The sequence below is a fragment of the Citrobacter sp. XY323 genome (genome assembly GCF_025106035.1).
Classification (GTDB): Bacteria; Pseudomonadota; Gammaproteobacteria; order Enterobacterales; family Enterobacteriaceae; genus Citrobacter; species Citrobacter braakii.
Map to the genome: position 1 here is coordinate 1 of NZ_JANYUK010000026.1, position 15,371 is coordinate 15,371.

16 protein-coding genes and 1 riboswitch are annotated in these 15,371 nt (G+C 55.6%); of the genes, 8 read left to right on the plus strand and 8 right to left on the minus strand.

All coding sequences use genetic code 11. The features are described 5' to 3' along the window. Window positions 1-334 precede the first annotated feature (334 nt). Window positions 335-1,924, plus strand: coding sequence for a bifunctional phosphoribosylaminoimidazolecarboxamide formyltransferase/IMP cyclohydrolase (gene purH / locus N0B36_RS24025; RefSeq protein ID WP_259689442.1), 1,590 nt, complete (start codon window positions 335-337; stop codon window positions 1,922-1,924). Window positions 1,925-1,939: 15 nt separating this feature from the next. Continuing rightward, a complete protein-coding gene (purD, locus tag N0B36_RS24030; RefSeq protein ID WP_259689443.1) occupies window positions 1,940-3,229 on the plus strand; it encodes a phosphoribosylamine--glycine ligase in 1,290 nt (429 codons plus the stop codon). On the opposite strand, the gene zraR is transcribed toward purD, so the two are convergent. Beyond that, window positions 3,226-4,551 carry a sigma-54-dependent response regulator transcription factor ZraR gene (zraR, locus tag N0B36_RS24035; RefSeq protein ID WP_259689444.1) on the minus strand — a complete coding sequence of 442 codons (1,326 nt, stop codon included), beginning with the start codon at window positions 4,549-4,551 and terminating at the stop codon, window positions 3,226-3,228. The two genes, purD and zraR, sit on opposite strands and share 4 nt — an antisense overlap. A gap of 5 nt (window positions 4,552-4,556) precedes the next feature. Next, window positions 4,557-5,942 (minus strand): two-component system sensor histidine kinase ZraS, encoded by a 1,386-nt coding sequence (gene zraS / locus N0B36_RS24040; RefSeq protein ID WP_047498846.1) that lies wholly within the window; start codon window positions 5,940-5,942, stop codon window positions 4,557-4,559. Window positions 5,943-6,206: 264 nt separating this feature from the next. On the opposite strand from zraS, the gene zraP reads away from it, so the two are divergent. Next, window positions 6,207-6,647, plus strand: a complete 441-nt coding sequence (gene zraP / locus N0B36_RS24045) for a zinc resistance sensor/chaperone ZraP (RefSeq protein ID WP_016155316.1) — start codon at window positions 6,207-6,209, stop codon at window positions 6,645-6,647. A gap of 59 nt (window positions 6,648-6,706) precedes the next feature. Here the strand turns inward: zraP and N0B36_RS24050 are convergent, their stop codons facing one another. From N0B36_RS24050 to nudC, 6 genes are all read right to left on the minus strand, one after another. Beyond that, entirely contained in the window at window positions 6,707-7,399 is a 693-nt protein-coding gene (locus tag N0B36_RS24050; protein WP_047359007.1) for a DUF1481 domain-containing protein, read from the minus strand. An 11-nt stretch (window positions 7,400-7,410) separates the two neighbouring features. Beyond that, the gene (gene hupA, locus N0B36_RS24055; protein ID WP_001044509.1) at window positions 7,411-7,683 is read right to left on the minus strand and encodes a nucleoid-associated protein HU-alpha; all 273 of its coding nucleotides are present in this window, start codon (window positions 7,681-7,683) and stop codon (window positions 7,411-7,413) included. Between the two features lie 186 nt (window positions 7,684-7,869). Continuing rightward, a complete protein-coding gene (locus N0B36_RS24060) occupies window positions 7,870-8,460 on the minus strand; it encodes a YjaG family protein (RefSeq protein ID WP_003842015.1) in 591 nt (196 codons plus the stop codon). 33 nt (window positions 8,461-8,493) lie between these two features. Next, entirely contained in the window at window positions 8,494-9,174 is a 681-nt protein-coding gene (nfi, locus tag N0B36_RS24065) for a deoxyribonuclease V (protein WP_047416002.1), read from the minus strand. Between the two features lie 9 nt (window positions 9,175-9,183). Next, window positions 9,184-10,248 carry a uroporphyrinogen decarboxylase gene (gene hemE, locus N0B36_RS24070; RefSeq protein ID WP_046276272.1) on the minus strand — a complete coding sequence of 355 codons (1,065 nt, stop codon included), beginning with the start codon at window positions 10,246-10,248 and terminating at the stop codon, window positions 9,184-9,186. A gap of 43 nt (window positions 10,249-10,291) precedes the next feature. Continuing rightward, window positions 10,292-11,065 carry an NAD(+) diphosphatase gene (nudC, locus tag N0B36_RS24075; RefSeq protein ID WP_016155312.1) on the minus strand — a complete coding sequence of 258 codons (774 nt, stop codon included), beginning with the start codon at window positions 11,063-11,065 and terminating at the stop codon, window positions 10,292-10,294. A 96-nt stretch (window positions 11,066-11,161) separates the two neighbouring features. On the opposite strand from nudC, the gene N0B36_RS24080 reads away from it, so the two are divergent. From N0B36_RS24080 to thiS, 5 genes are all read left to right on the plus strand, one after another. After that, window positions 11,162-11,650, plus strand: a complete 489-nt coding sequence (locus tag N0B36_RS24080) for an Rsd/AlgQ family anti-sigma factor (RefSeq protein WP_016155311.1) — start codon at window positions 11,162-11,164, stop codon at window positions 11,648-11,650. A 49-nt stretch (window positions 11,651-11,699) separates the two neighbouring features. Continuing rightward, a riboswitch (TPP riboswitch) is annotated at window positions 11,700-11,822 on the plus strand. Between the two features lie 83 nt (window positions 11,823-11,905). Further along, window positions 11,906-13,804, plus strand: a complete 1,899-nt coding sequence (gene thiC, locus N0B36_RS24085; RefSeq protein ID WP_259689480.1) for a phosphomethylpyrimidine synthase ThiC — start codon at window positions 11,906-11,908, stop codon at window positions 13,802-13,804. Beyond that, window positions 13,804-14,439, plus strand: coding sequence for a thiamine phosphate synthase (thiE, locus tag N0B36_RS24090; RefSeq protein ID WP_016157945.1), 636 nt, complete (start codon window positions 13,804-13,806; stop codon window positions 14,437-14,439). The genes thiC and thiE overlap by 1 nt, the downstream gene beginning before the upstream one ends. Continuing rightward, window positions 14,432-15,190, plus strand: a complete 759-nt coding sequence (locus tag N0B36_RS24095) for a HesA/MoeB/ThiF family protein (protein ID WP_259689481.1) — start codon at window positions 14,432-14,434, stop codon at window positions 15,188-15,190. The genes thiE and N0B36_RS24095 overlap by 8 nt, the downstream gene beginning before the upstream one ends. Further along, entirely contained in the window at window positions 15,171-15,371 is a 201-nt protein-coding gene (thiS, locus tag N0B36_RS24100; RefSeq protein WP_016155307.1) for a sulfur carrier protein ThiS, read from the plus strand. The genes N0B36_RS24095 and thiS overlap by 20 nt, the downstream gene beginning before the upstream one ends.

The window sequence follows — 15,371 nt, forward strand, 5'->3', positions numbered from 1 at the left end:
GCATTATAGGGAGTTTCCTGCGGCCCGCAACCCTTAAATTGCAGAAAAATGACTGACTGCTGCATTCCACAGCAAAACCCCGCCTTATACCCATTTACACACAGAGTTATCCACAAACCACGCGATCGTTTGTGCACTTCTCTGTTTATATGAGCATCCTTCAACGGAAAAAGAAGAGGTCAAAATCGAAAATTAAAAATTCGCGAGCGTTGCGCAAACGTTTTCGTTACAATGCCCCCGCACAACAAGGATGCCCCGTAAGGGGCGTTAGCTGAGTTTTTAGCCAAGAATTCACCTAACGCTCTCTGTAATAGTCAAATCCAGGGGATTTACCATGCAACAACGTCGTCCAGTCCGCCGCGCTCTGCTCAGTGTTTCTGACAAGGCCGGTATCATCGAATTCGCTCAGGCACTTTCCGCACGCGGTGTGGAGCTGCTGTCTACAGGTGGCACTGCGCGCCTGTTGGCTGAGAAAGGCCTGCCAGTGACCGAAGTTTCCGATTACACCGGCTTCCCGGAAATGATGGATGGACGCGTAAAGACCCTGCATCCGAAAGTCCACGGCGGCATTCTTGGTCGTCGCGGTCAGGACGACGGGATTATGGAACAGCACGGCATCGCACCTATCGACATGGTGGTTGTTAACCTGTACCCGTTCGCCGAGGCCGTTGCCCGTGAAGGCTGCTCGCTGGAAGATGCGGTAGAAAACATTGATATCGGCGGCCCGACGATGGTGCGTTCCGCTGCCAAGAACCATAAAGATGTGGCTATCGTTGTGAAGAGCAGCGACTACGCCGCCATTATTAAAGAGATGGATGCCAACGACGGTTCTCTGACCCTCAACACACGTTTCGATCTCGCGATTAAAGCCTTCGAACACACCGCCGCTTACGACAGCATGATCGCCAACTACTTCGGTAGCATGGTTCCGGCCTACCACGGCGAAAGCAAAGAAGCCGCCGGTCGCTTTCCACGTACACTGAACCTGAACTTCATTAAGAAGCAGGATATGCGCTACGGCGAGAACAGCCACCAACAGGCTGCCTTCTATATAGAAGAGAATGTTAAAGAAGCGTCCGTTGCCACCGCGCAGCAGGTACAGGGCAAAGCACTTTCCTACAACAACATCGCCGATACCGATGCGGCGCTGGAGTGCGTAAAAGAATTCAACGAGCCAGCCTGTGTGATCGTCAAACACGCTAACCCGTGCGGCGTGGCTGTCAGTACCTCTATTCTCGATGCTTACGACCGCGCCTATAAAACCGACCCGACCTCTGCGTTCGGCGGCATCATCGCCTTCAACCGCGAACTGGATGCCGAAACTGCTCAAGCCATCATTTCCCGTCAGTTCGTGGAAGTGATCATCGCGCCATCCGCAACCGAAGACGCACTGAAAATCACCGCCGCCAAACAGAACGTCCGCGTGCTGACCTGCGGTCAGTGGGCACAACGTGTGCCGGGCCTGGACTTCAAACGCGTTAACGGCGGTCTGCTGGTTCAGGATCGTGACCTGGGTATGGTGAGCGAAGGTGAACTGCGCGTAGTTTCCAAACGTCAGCCGACCGAACAGGAACTGCGCGATGCGCTGTTCTGCTGGAAAGTAGCTAAATTTGTAAAATCCAACGCCATTGTTTACGCCAAAGAGAACATGACTATCGGCATAGGCGCTGGCCAGATGAGCCGCGTATATTCCGCAAAAATCGCCGGGATTAAAGCCGCCGACGAAGGTCTGGAAGTTCAAGGTTCCTCTATGGCATCCGACGCCTTCTTCCCGTTCCGCGATGGGATTGATGCCGCCGCCGCCGCCGGTGTGACCTGCGTGATCCAGCCGGGCGGTTCTATCCGTGATGATGAAGTCATTGCTGCCGCCGACGAGCACGGCATAGCGATGGTGTTCACCGACATGCGCCACTTCCGCCATTAATCCACGGAGCAGACGATGAAAGTATTAGTGATTGGCAACGGCGGGCGCGAACACGCGCTGGCCTGGAAAGCGGCGCAGTCGCCAAAAGTCGAAACGGTATTTGTCGCACCAGGCAACGCGGGCACCGCGCTGGAACCTGCGCTGCAAAACGTGGCAATCGGCGTGACCGATATTCCGGCGCTGCTGAGCTTTGCCCAGAATGAGAAGATCGATCTGACCATCGTTGGCCCGGAAGCACCTCTGGTGATTGGCGTGGTCGATGCGTTTCGCGCCGCCAGTCTGAAAATCTTCGGCCCAACCGAAGGTGCAGCGCAGTTGGAGGGCTCCAAAGCCTTCACCAAAGATTTCCTTGCCCGTCATAACATTCCGACGGCGGAGTATCAGAACTTCACCGAGATTGAGCCTGCGCTGGCCTATCTGCGTGAGAAAGGCGCGCCGATCGTTATCAAGGCCGACGGCCTGGCCGCCGGTAAAGGCGTTATCGTCGCGATGACGCTGGAGGAAGCCGAAGCCGCCGTTCATGACATGCTGGCAGGTAACGCTTTTGGTGATGCGGGCCACCGTATCGTTATCGAAGAGTTCCTCGACGGTGAAGAAGCGAGCTTTATCGTGATGGTTGACGGCGAGCACGTGCTGCCAATGGCCACCAGCCAGGACCACAAACGCGTGGGCAACGGCGATACCGGTCCGAACACCGGCGGTATGGGCGCTTACTCACCGGCACCGGTGGTGACTGACGACGTTCATCAGCGCACCATGGAACGCATCATCTGGCCAACCGTAAAAGGCATGGCGGCGGAAGGGAACACTTACACCGGTTTCCTGTACGCGGGTCTGATGATCGACAAACAGGGCAACCCGAAGGTTATCGAGTTCAACTGCCGCTTCGGCGATCCGGAAACCCAGCCGATTATGCTGCGTATGAAATCGGATCTGGTCGAACTGTGCCTTGCCGCCTGTGACGGCAAGCTGGATGAGAAAACCTCTGAGTGGGACGAACGCGCCTCTTTGGGCGTAGTGATTGCCGCGGGCGGTTATCCGGGCAACTACAATACTGGCGATGAGATCCACGGCCTGCCGCTGGAAGAAGTCGCTGACGGTAAAGTGTTCCACGCGGGCACCAAACTGTCTGCTGACGATCGCGTGCTGACCAACGGTGGTCGCGTCCTGTGCGCCACCGCGCTGGGCAACACCGTTGCCGAGGCGCAGCAGCGTGCCTACGCCCTGATGACCGACATCCGTTGGGACGGCAGCTTCAGCCGTAACGACATCGGCTGGCGCGCCATCGAACGTGAGCAAAACTAACGGCTGAGCTTAGCCAGCAGCGTTTTGCGCGTAATACCTAACTGACGGGCGGCTTCGGTTTTATTGCCGCCCGTTTTTTCCAGCGCCGCCAGAATCACTTCTTTTTCGACATCCACCAGCGGTTGAATCTCGCTACTGTATTCCGTTTTTATCGGTGTCGCGGCAATCGCCATCGGCAGCTCGCGTTCGGAAATATATTCCCCCGTTAGCAGCACCACCGAACGCTCAATCGCATTTTCCAGCTCACGGATATTACCCGGCCAGTCATAGTGGATCAGCAGATCCATCGCCTGCGGAGTAAAGCCTTTCACCGCTTTTCGATTACGTGTGGCAAAACGCTGGAGAAAATGTTCGGCCAGCAGAGGAATATCTTCCCGACGCTGGCACAGCGCTGGCATTTCAATAGTGATGACGTTCAGGCGATAGTAGAGATCCTGACGAAAGTGCCCGGCGTTAACTTCCTCCGCCAGATCGCGATGAGTGGCAGCGATCAGCCGGACATCAACCGCAATAGTCTGGTTGCTGCCAACCCGTTGCACTTCCCGCTCCTGGATAGCCCGCAGCAGACGCACCTGCATTAGCGGTGAGATATCGCCAATTTCATCAAGAAATAACGTGCCGCCTTCGGCTTCCACAAAGCGCCCTTCCCGCCGCTTATCCGCGCCGGTAAACGCGCCTTTCTCATGACCAAAAAGTTCGGACTCCAGCAGCGATTCATTAAGCGACGCACAGTTCAGCGTCACCAGCGGTTTATCACAGCGGGCACTGCTGGCATGCAGCGCCCGGGCCACCAGCTCTTTCCCCGTACCGGAGTCTCCGTGAATGAGCACCGTTGCATCCGAGGGCGCAACCATCGCGATTTCATTGATCAACTGCTGCATCGCCGGACTGCTGCCAATCATGCCGAACTGCGCAGCCGACCCTGACGGCAGTTCAGCGCCCATTTCCCGCGTATGCGCCAGCGCCTTTTCCAGCGTCTCCTGCAGGCGATCAAAATCCAGCGGCTTGATTAAGTAGTCCAGCGCCCCGGTTTTCAGCGCCTCAACGGCGGTCTCCACGCTGGAGAATGCCGTCATGATCAATACCGGAATCGCCGAATTCAGCGCTTTAATCTCTTTCAGTGTTGCAATGCCGTCCATCTCCGCCATACGCACATCGCACAGCACTAAATCAAATACGCGTTCACGCACCTGTTCCAGTGCCGCTTGCCCGCTATAGGCCAGCGCGACCTCATAACCCCAGCCGCGCAGCAGCGCCTGTAAAATGGTGCAGTGGCTGATATCGTCATCTACCACCAGAATATTGATTTTTCCGCGCGTCATCCTTGTTAATCCTGTTGTTTCGCGTTGGTCGGCAGCCAGAGGGTAAAGGTTGCGCCTTTGCCCTCAACGCTTGCCACATGAATGGTACCACCGTGCTGTTCAATTATGTTCTGCACTACCGCCAGCCCAAGGCCGGTTCCATCCGCTTTAGTCGTGAAGTAAGGCGTAAAAATAGCCTCCAGCTGTTCCGCTGCAATCCCTTTCCCGCTATCAATAACCACGATTTTAACGCGATCGCCGCTGCTTTCACTCGCTTCAACCGTAATCGTGCCCTGACGACCAATCGCATGAATGGCGTTCAGATACAGATTCAACAGAACCTGAGTCAGTCGGTCGGGATCGGCCTGAATAGCGGGCAGCGTGGAACTGGCCGAAAAGCGTAGCTGGATTTCCCGACTTGCCGCATCCTGACTCACCAGGTTTAATGAGTGGGTGATGACCTCATTGAGATCCACCTGTTGCAGCGTCAGATGCGCAGGTTTCACCAGCTCCAGCAGCTCGCTCACCACCCGATTTAAACGGTCCGCCTCTTTCGCCATCACCTGCGCCAGCTCATGCGACTCACCACCAGCCGGAGTTCGTTCAGCAAAATACTTCGCTAAACCCTTGATCGATGAAAGCGGGTTTCGAATCTCATGCGCGACCCCGGCCGCCAGATGTCCGAGCGCCATCAGTTTTTCTTTACGCTTCATCGCATCCTGCAGTTCTTTGTACGAGCGCTGATAGCGTTGATACCAGAAGAACGTCAGCACAGTGGCCAGCAGCACGGCCGCCAGCGCAGACAGGACGATCAGGGTGTTACGCCACTCTCTTGCCTGAGTCGCAGCCAGATCGCTGGCATCAAAAGCGATAAATATGGTTTGTGCGGGGGTGATAAGCTGTCCGTCATTGCTGGCACAGCGCGCCATGCCATGACGTCCTGGACCATACATCGGCTGAAACTGGCGATAAATTTCCAGGACCGGTGTTTTTTCACCGTCCCCCGTAGGCATGTCAATATTCCGCCAGCTTTCTTGTTCCCCGGGGCTTAGTTGTCGCAGGACATCCGGTGAATAGAGCGTTTTACCGACCATCGCGGAATTGCTGTGCGTAATAATAACGCCATGATCGTCAACGACGGCAAACCATAGCACGCCTGGTTGTACGGCCATTTCCTCCAGCAGCGTCTGCTGTTGAGCATGATGCATGCGCATCCCCATACCTACGCGCGTACCAGACTCCAGAGCGCGGATGAGCACGCTGCCTTTTTCCAGTAGCGTTTGCCGCGCGGCGCCGCTTTCCCGCCCATAGTCCCGAATGGTCATAATCGAAAACCAACCGACCAAAATCAGGATTGCCGCCAGCAAGAGTCGGCTCAACCACTTGGCCGCCGTGTCCTTATAAAGACGCATACGCTCTCCCTTTATCCCACCTGTTCCTTTCATCGTTGCAGGTATACAGCAGAAATCATGCCATTTTTTCTCAGTGATAACCCTGCCCTCAGACACAAACCGCTGAAAGTAGCGGGTAAAAATGACCCGCCGGCGCGTTCTGGCGAGTCATTTTTACTCGTCGCCCTGTAAAGGCCACGACTACAACTCCCGCGGGACCGGGATTGCCGCTTTGGCACGGAAGATGCAATAGGAAATGTAATCTAACCAACAGGAGAACGACCCATGAAACGGAACAACAAACTGGCGCTGATTGCACTCTCTCTTATCGCGTTGGGCTCTACCCCGGCGCTGGCGCAGAATCACTGGGGATATGGTGATGGAATGCAGCAACGAGGCGGTACGCCAATGACCACTGAGCAGCAGGCTACCGCGCAGAAAATATATGATGATTACTACTCGCAGACCAACGCCTTGCGCCAACAGCTGACCTCTAAACGTTATGAGTACAACGCGTTGCTAACAGCCAGCTCGCCGGACACTGCAAAAATTAATGCCGTGGCAAAAGAGATGGAGGCGTTGAATCAGTCACTGGATGAGCAGCGCGTTAAACGCGATGTCGCAATGGCCCAGGCAGGCGTACCTCGCGGAGCGGGAATGGGCTACGGCGGGTGCGGCGGTGGCGGTAACCATCGCGGCGGCCATATGGGAATGGGCCACTGGTAAACGTTTTTTGCCGGATGGCGGCCTCACCTTATCTGGCCCGATGTCCTGGCATCAGGTTTTCAGAAGGTTTTGGCAGTAGGCTGCCAGTGACAAAAATCTTCATTAGCAACCAGCAGTAGCTGCGACCCTTCGGGCGCTTCCAGCCATGCCACACTCACTTCTACAGATGAATGGCTCTGGCGGCGCTCAATGTGGTTTATCGCCCACGATTCCAGATCGGGCTTCAGTGTTTCACCTTCACAGGTCGTGACTGTGTTATTCGCATGCCAGCGTCCCTGACGTAATATCACCCGTCCCTGACGCAACGCATCGCTGGTCTGGCGGATTTGATCGGCACGATAGCGGTAAAGCGCAATTTGATCGCTGGAAAGCTGCTGCTTTTGCCCATCGACTTCACGCTGCATGAAACTCAGTTCGCCCCGGTCATCGAAGCGTATACGGACATGTTCCGGTGGTTTACTGTAAGTGTTGAGTTCTATCAGCGAGAGCGAATCACCCTGCCAGCGGTATTCACTGGTGGTGGTATCGCCTTTACGCCACGGACTAAATACCGAGAGCAAGTGAACATCGTCGCTGGAATCTTTACGCCAAATGCGTACCGCCCCCTGATCGCCAACATAGCCGCTAGCCGTGAACGGAGGAAGCTCAGAGTGGCGACTACAGGCAGACAGTAACAGCACACCTGAAAGCCAAAGCGAATGACGCCAGATGGACAAAAGGGGCGAAACCGCCCCTTCGATAAAACTGTTCACTGCCACGCGAATTACTTAACCGCGTCTTTCAGTGCTTTACCAGAAACAAATGCCGGTACGTTAGCTGCGGCAATTTTGATTTCTTTACCGGTCTGCGGGTTGCGGCCAGTGCGCTCAGCACGGTGGTTCACTTTGAAGGTACCGAAACCAACCAGTTGTACAGCATCGCCTTCTTTCAGAGACTCAGTAATAGCAGCCAGAGTGGATTCCAGAGCAGCTTTAGCCTGTGTTTTAGACAGTTCTGCTTTGTCTGCAATTACATCAATCAGTTGAGTCTTGTTCATAAGTTATCCTTACAATGTGTTTATCGCTTGCTAAGCATCGAGTGCGACGGAAATGCCAGAAAAGCACTCTCCTGCATACACGCACCGATAGCCACTTTTTTTCGCCCCCCAAATGTAGACCAGACCGGGGGCGGATGGGAAGCCTTCAGGCACGACAAATCAGGCGTTAAATCACGTTTTATGGTGTCATTGCTGAAAATTTATACCAATATTGCTCTCGCCAGCCTCGCGCAGGTCTGCACGAAGCCCTTTTATCAGCTCAATATCGCGTTCTTCACAGTCGGCTAAAAGTCGGAAAATTTCCCACTGAATATCCCATTCTTGCTCAACGGCCGGGTTCTCTTTGAGCTCTTCATCGGTCATTTCGCGACCAGCCTGGGTCATTTCCAGCATCGCAACCGTCGTAATCGAAGCCTTACTAACTTCAATTGCATGTTCCAGCGTTTCACCGCTAAGACGCGAATGCATCAGTTCGCTTAATGCCACACAGGCATCAATCGCCGGATAAACGCCGTACAGATCGTAATCGTCTGCTGAAGGAATAGCCTCTTCAAATTTTTCCAACTGGCTATCGAAATTGATTTTCGCGTCTTTAACCGTCAGCGCTTCCCAAATCAAATCCAGAATTCGGCGGTAAATTTGTCCATCGCCAAATTCGGTTTGCTTACAGAACATGGCGTAGTTGGGGTACATGCGTTCGCACAGACAGGCCATAAACGTGACGTGCTGCCAGCTTTCAAGCTTCTCCAGACGCAGGTGAATCGGATTTTGTAACATGATGAGTTCTCAAATACGGAAATTAGCGGCAGTTTACCCGATATGGGGCGTTTTTGCTGCAAGCCGCGTAAAAGCAGGGCGTTCGGATGCCACCGCATCTGCCCAGCGTGTTGGTTCCGGCAGACGATAGCCGTTCATACAGCGTTGTACCCACGCTAACGCGCTGTCCTGGCTCACGCGATGACCCGTAGAGATAAACAGCGGGTTACAGCGTGCTTTGCTGCGCCAAACCCATGCCAGCTGTTCGCCTTTATCCAACAACGGCGCTAACGCTCCGGGTTCGGCGGCGAGCGGCTCAAACTTGCCGCACAACCGTTTTTTCGCCACGCCAATCGTCGGGACATCCACCAGCAGGCCAAAATGGCTGGCCACGCCCAGACGGCGAGGGTGAGAGATCCCGTGACCGTCAACGAACAGCAGATCAGGCTTGTGCGAAAGCTGCTGCCAGGCGGCCATCAGCGCGGGTGTTTCGCGAAAGGAGAGAAAGCCAGGAATGTAGGGCATGGTGGTGGCGATTCGCGCCACCTTGTATTCAACCAGTTCCAGCGAGGGGTACTTCAGTAAGACCATCGCGGCTCGCGTCACTTCGCCCCCCTGCTCGAACCCAACGTCCGCCCCGCCGATCAGATCCGGCGGATCGCTCCTCAGGCGATCCTCGCGGATCACTGAGGAGGCCAGTTCAAGCTGCTGCGCGCGTAATGACGCAAGATCCATAATGACTCCTTAGCGGTGATACTGTTCAGACAACCGATGTACCGCCTCCACAAAGACACCCGCATGCTCTGGCGGGACATCCTGATGAATGCCGTGGCCCAGGTTAAAGACATGGCCTTCACCCTGACCAAAACCGGCCAGAATCGTCGCCACCTCTTCTTCGATGCGGGCTGGCGGCGCATACAGCATGGACGGATCCATATTGCCCTGTAGTGCCACTTTATGACCTACACGACGACGCGCATCGGCAATGTCAGTGGTCCAGTCCAGACCTAACGCATCACAGCCGGTTTCCGCCATCGCTTCCAGCCACTGACCACCGCCTTTAGTGAACAGCGTCACCGGTACGCGACGACCTTCGTTCTCGCGCATCAGACCGTCGACGATTTTGTGCATGTAATACAGGGAGAACTGCTGATAGTCGCGACCGGTCAGCACACCGCCCCAGGTGTCGAAAATCATTACCGACTGCGCGCCCGCTTTGATCTGCGCGTTCAGGTACAGAGTGACGCTCTTCGCCAGCTTATCAAGCAGCAGATGCAGCGCCTTTGGATCGGCGTACATCATCTTTTTAATCACGGTGAAGGCCTTACTACTGCCGCCTTCGACCATATAGGTCGCCAGTGTCCACGGGCTACCGGAGAAGCCGATCAGCGGCACTTCGCCTTTCAGTTCACGGCGGATAGTGCGCACCGCATTCATCACATACCCCAGCTCATCTTCCGGGTCCGGGATCGGCAGTTTGTCGACGTCAGCCTTGCTGGCGATCGGTGAGGTAAAGCGTGGGCCCTCTCCGGCTTCAAAATACAGCCCAAGTCCCATCGCATCGGGAATCGTCAGGATATCCGAAAAGAGGATCGCCGCATCAAGCTTATAGCGACGCAGCGGCTGCAGCGTGACTTCGCAGGCCAGCTCGGCATTTTTGCACAGCGCCATAAAATCGCCCGCTTCGGCGCGCGTGGCTTTATATTCCGGTAGATAGCGGCCCGCCTGGCGCATCATCCATACCGGAGTGACATCAACGGGCTGGCGCAGCAGCGCACGCAGATAACGATCGTTCTTCAGTTCGGTCATTTTTCCATTCCTTGAGCTATTTCACGCCAGTGTAACATGTGTGTCACTCATACTCTGCCCGACAGAGGGCGACAGTATCTTCAATCAATCGACGCGCGACGGTGCCCGGCGGGGGCAGGAGCGGTAAATCGTCGTAGCGATACCAGTTCGCTTCCAGCAGTTCCTTCGGGTCAATAACAATTTCGCCGCTATCATACTCCGCCATAAATGCGGTCATCAAAGACTGTGGGAACGGCCACGGCTGAGAAGTGACGTAGCGCAGGTTTTTCACCTTAATGCCGCTCTCTTCCATGACTTCGCGCGCCACCGCCTGCTCGAGGGTCTCGCCCACTTCGACAAAACCCGCCAGCACGGTATGCACGCCGTTACGATGGCGAACATGTTGGGCAAGCAGGATAGCGTCGTCACGGCGAATAGCGACGATAATGCAGGGGGCAATTTGCGGGTAGTAGCGTTCTCGACAGTGGCTACACAGCATCGCCCATTCCGTTTTACTCGGGTGCATGGGATGACCGCAGTAACCGCAGAATTTATGTGAGCGGTAGAACTCGGCCAGTTGTACGCCGCGTCCGGCCAGTTGAAACAGGCCAACGTCCTGGTCAATGACCTGGCGCACAGACCCCATATCGTGCCGACGCTGCTGCTGCACCAGCCAGACCGTCTCCCCTTCCCATTCGCCTATAGGAAGTGCGCGCTGCCCGGTTAGATCAAAACTTGCTGCGTCGCCGTAAGGCAGTTCGCCATGAGGCAACCATAACTTTTGCTCATGACTGACAATCCACCAGCCGCTATCTAATTTTTCAATTATACGATCCATATCTCTTGCGCAACCTTTGCTTCACAGGCATGTTGTTTACATTATTTTTACATTTACGGGTGAGCCGTTCCTAAACACCATCTTGCGGAGTCAATCATGCTAAACCAGCTGGAAAGCCTGACGGAGCACGTCGGAGGAAGTAACAAACTGGTTGATCGCTGGCTACATGTACGTAAGCACCTGCTCGTGGCTTACTACAATCTGGTTGGCATTAAGCCTGGCAAAGAATCGTACATGCGGCTCAATGAAAAGGCGCTGGATGATTTTTGCCAGAGCCTGGTCGATTACCTTTCCACCGGACACTTCAGTATTTATGAACGTATTCTCCATAAATTGGAAGGGAACGGGCAGCTTTTAAAAGCCACAAAAATTTGGCCGCTCCTGGAAGCCAATACGCAACTGATCATGGACTACTATGATTCCAGTCTGGAGACCGCCATTGATCACGATAACTTCCTTGAATTTCAACAGGCCTTATCGGATATCGGCGAGGCGCTGGAAGCCCGGTTCGTGCTGGAAGATAAGCTGATCATGCTGGTTTTTGATGCGATGCACGAGAGTGGCATGATCAAACGTCCTGCTTGAGATTTGCGACATTAACGCGTAATTTACATTCATTACCTCTTTTTGAGGTTACTTCTTGTCGGAGTGCTTATTTTCCACAGCAGCATGAGTGGAAAAGGCTGAGACCGTTAATTCGGGATCCGCGGAACCTGATCAGGTTAAAACCTGCGAAGGGAACAAGAGTCAATCTACAACCGTATCGCCCTTTGGCGTTCGTCTCTCTTGCTTCATCCGTCGTCTGACAAGCCATATCCTTACTTTTATTTGGAATGAGCTATGTCTGCCACTACTAAACCATCACGCCGCGAACAGCGCGCCCAAGCCCAACACTTTATCGACACGCTGGAAGGTACCGCCTTTCCTAACTCAAAACGTATCTACATCACCGGTTCGCAGGCGGATATTCGCATCCCGATGCGCGAAATCCAGCTAAGTCCTACGCTGATTGGTGGTACGAAAGACAACCCGCAGTTTGAAGAGAACGAAGCCGTGCCGGTGTACGACACCTCCGGGCCGTACGGCGATCCTGATGTGGCGATTAACGTTCAGCAGGGTCTGGCGAAACTGCGCCAGCCATGGATTGCGGCGCGTAACGATAGCGAAGAATTAGACGACCGTAGCTCCGCTTATACCAAACAACGTCTGGCCGACGATGGCCTGGACGAGCTGCGTTTCAGCGGCCTGCTGACGCCAAAACGCGCCAAAGCCGGCAAGCGCGTTACCCAGTTGCACTATGCCCGTCAGGGGATAGTTACCCCGGAGATGGAATTTATCGCCATCCGTGAAAACATGGGCCGCGAGCGCATTCGTAGTGAAGTGCTGCGCCATCAGCATCCAGGGATGAACTTTGGTGCTCGCCTGCCGGAAAATATCACCCCGGAATTCGTGCGTGATGAAGTCGCTGCGGGCCGCGCGATTATTCCTGCCAACATCAACCACCCGGAATCCGAGCCGATGATCATCGGCCGCAACTTCCTGGTGAAGGTGAACGCCAACATCGGTAACTCGGCGGTGACCTCTTCCATTGAAGAAGAGGTGGAGAAGCTGGTGTGGTCGACCCGCTGGGGCGCAGATACGGTGATGGACCTCTCCACCGGCCGCTATATTCACGAAACCCGCGAGTGGATCCTACGTAACAGCCCGGTGCCGATCGGTACCGTACCGATCTACCAGGCGCTGGAGAAGGTTAACGGGATCGCCGAAGATCTCACCTGGGAAGCCTTCCGCGACACGCTGCTCGAACAAGCCGAACAGGGCGTCGACTACTTCACCATTCACGCGGGCGTACTGCTGCGCTACGTGCCGATGACCGCTAAACGCCTGACCGGTATTGTCTCGCGCGGCGGTTCGATCATGGCGAAATGGTGTCTCTCTCATCACAAAGAGAACTTCCTGTTTGAACATTTCCGCGAGATTTGCGAAATCTGTGCCGCCTATGACGTTTCGCTCTCTCTCGGCGACGGCCTGCGTCCAGGCTCGATTCAGGATGCCAACGACGAGGCGCAGTTCTCCGAGCTGCATACGCTGGGCGAACTGACCAAAATCGCCTGGGAATACGACGTGCAGGTGATGATTGAAGGCCCGGGTCATGTGCCGATGCATATGATCCAGCGCAACATGACCGAAGAGCTGGAGCACTGCCATGAAGCGCCGTTCTACACCTTAGGGCCGTTGACGACAGATATCGCGCCGGGCTATGACCACTTCACCTCCGGCATTGGTGCGGCGATGATCGGCTGGTTTGGCTGTGCGATGCTGTGCTACGTCACGCCAAAAGAGCACCTTGGCCTGCCGAACAAAGAAGACGTGAAGCAAGGGCTGATTACCTACAAGATTGCCGCCCATGCCGCTGATTTAGCCAAAGGCCATCCGGGTGCGCAGATCCGCGATAACGCCATGTCGAAAGCGCGCTTCGAATTCCGCTGGGAAGACCAGTTTAACCTCGCACTCGACCCATTCACCGCCCGCGCCTATCACGATGAAACCCTGCCACAGGAGTCCGGCAAGGTTGCCCACTTCTGCTCCATGTGCGGGCCGAAGTTCTGCTCGATGAAAATCAGCCAGGAGGTCCGCGACTACGCCGCCGCACAAACCATTGAAATCGGAATGGCGGATATGTCGGAGAACTTCCGCGCCAAAGGCGGCGAAATCTACCTCAAAAAAGAGGAGGCGTGATGTACCAGCCTGATTTCCCGACCGTGCCGTTCCGCCTCGGGCTTTACCCGGTGGTAGACAGCGTTGAATGGATTGAACGCTTGCTGCAGGCAGGTGTGCGCACGATCCAACTGCGCATTAAAGATAAACGTGATGAAGAGGTCGAAGCCGACGTCATTGCCGCCATTGAGTTGGGGCGTCGCTATGATGCTCGCCTGTTTATCAACGACTACTGGAGTCTGGCAATTAAGCACAACGCGTACGGCGTGCATTTGGGCCAGGAAGACCTCGAAACCACCGACCTGAAGGCGATTCAGGCGGCGGGGCTACGCCTGGGTGTTTCCACTCACGATGATATGGAGATAGACGTAGCGCTGGCTGCTAAGCCTTCTTATATCGCGTTGGGTCATGTCTTCCCGACGCAAACCAAGCAGATGCCGTCGGCCCCGCAGGGCCTCACGCAGCTGGCAAGCCATAGTAAACGACTGGCGGATTACCCCACTGTCGCTATCGGCGGCATCAGCCTTGAGCGCGCCCCGGCGGTGCTGGCGACCGGCGTTGGCAGCATTGCCGTGGTCAGCGCCATAACCCACGCCGCAGACTGGCAGGCAGCCACGGCGCAGCTACTGGACATTGCGGGAGCCGGCGATGAATGACTGCGATTTTATGCGCTACAGCCGCCAGATCCTGCTCGGCGACATTGCCATTGAGGGCCAACAAAAGCTGCTCGATAGCCATGTGCTGATCGTCGGTTTAGGTGGGCTCGGCTCGCCTGCGGCACTGTATCTGGCGGGAGCGGGCGTCGGCACGCTGACGTTGGCGGACGATGATGACGTTCATCTGAGCAACCTGCAGCGGCAAATATTGTTCACCACCGATGATATCGCCCGGCAGAAAGCACAGGCGGCAAAGCGACATCTGGCACGCCTTAATCCGGACAGCGAGCTGGTCGCCCTTGAGCAGCGGCTGACCGGTGAGGCGCTCCGGCATGCGGTAGCGCGTGCCGACGTGGTGCTCGACTGTACCGACAACATGGCGACGCGCCAGGAAATTAACGCCGCCTGCGTGATGCTCAACACTCCGCTCATCACCGCCAGCGCTGTGGGCTTTGGCGGCCAGCTAATGGTACTGACGCCACCGTGGGAACAAGGCTGTTACCGTTGCCTGTGGCCGGATGATGTAGAGCCGGAACGCAACTGCCGCACCGCCGGTATCGTCGGCCCGGTTGTGGGCGTGATGGGCACCTTGCAGGCGCTGGAGGCGATTAAATTACTCAGCGGCATTGAAACTCCCAGTGGGGAGCTACGCCTGTTCGACGGTAAAACCAGCCAGTGGCGCAGCCTCGCGCTGCGTCGTGCCAGCGGCTGCCCGGTCTGCGGAGGACAACATGCAGATTCAGTTCAATGATGAGCCGATGCAGTGCGCCGAGGGACAAACCGTCAGCGGGCTGCTCACTGCGCTAAATCAACTTAAACCGGGAGCGGCGCTGGCGCTCAATCAGCAGATCCTGCCGCGCGAGCAGTGGGAGCAGCAAATCGTGCAGGAAGGCGACCAGATCCTGCTTTTTCAGGTTATTGCAGGGGGTTGA

Excerpts from the sequence above, each read along its gene's own strand:
- zraS (WP_047498846.1), bottom strand. The coding sequence starts at position 5,942 with ATGCGTCTTTATAAGGACACGGCGGCCAAGTGGTTGAGCCGACTCTTG.
- purD (WP_259689443.1), top strand. The coding sequence starts at position 1,940 with ATGAAAGTATTAGTGATTGGCAACGGCGGGCGCGAACACGCGCTGGCC.
- thiC (WP_259689480.1), top strand. The coding sequence starts at position 11,906 with ATGTCTGCCACTACTAAACCATCACGCCGCGAACAGCGCGCCCAAGCC.
- thiE (WP_016157945.1), top strand. The coding sequence starts at position 13,804 with ATGTACCAGCCTGATTTCCCGACCGTGCCGTTCCGCCTCGGGCTTTAC.
- nudC (WP_016155312.1), bottom strand. The coding sequence starts at position 11,065 with ATGGATCGTATAATTGAAAAATTAGATAGCGGCTGGTGGATTGTCAGT.
- hemE (WP_046276272.1), bottom strand. The coding sequence starts at position 10,248 with ATGACCGAACTGAAGAACGATCGTTATCTGCGTGCGCTGCTGCGCCAG.
- thiS (WP_016155307.1), top strand. The coding sequence starts at position 15,171 with ATGCAGATTCAGTTCAATGATGAGCCGATGCAGTGCGCCGAGGGACAA.
- purH (WP_259689442.1), top strand. The coding sequence starts at position 335 with ATGCAACAACGTCGTCCAGTCCGCCGCGCTCTGCTCAGTGTTTCTGAC.
- N0B36_RS24060 (WP_003842015.1), bottom strand. The coding sequence starts at position 8,460 with ATGTTACAAAATCCGATTCACCTGCGTCTGGAGAAGCTTGAAAGCTGG.
- zraR (WP_259689444.1), bottom strand. The coding sequence starts at position 4,551 with ATGACGCGCGGAAAAATCAATATTCTGGTGGTAGATGACGATATCAGC.
- N0B36_RS24095 (WP_259689481.1), top strand. The coding sequence starts at position 14,432 with ATGAATGACTGCGATTTTATGCGCTACAGCCGCCAGATCCTGCTCGGC.
- N0B36_RS24080 (WP_016155311.1), top strand. The coding sequence starts at position 11,162 with ATGCTAAACCAGCTGGAAAGCCTGACGGAGCACGTCGGAGGAAGTAAC.
- zraP (WP_016155316.1), top strand. The coding sequence starts at position 6,207 with ATGAAACGGAACAACAAACTGGCGCTGATTGCACTCTCTCTTATCGCG.
- hupA (WP_001044509.1), bottom strand. The coding sequence starts at position 7,683 with ATGAACAAGACTCAACTGATTGATGTAATTGCAGACAAAGCAGAACTG.
- nfi (WP_047416002.1), bottom strand. The coding sequence starts at position 9,174 with ATGGATCTTGCGTCATTACGCGCGCAGCAGCTTGAACTGGCCTCCTCA.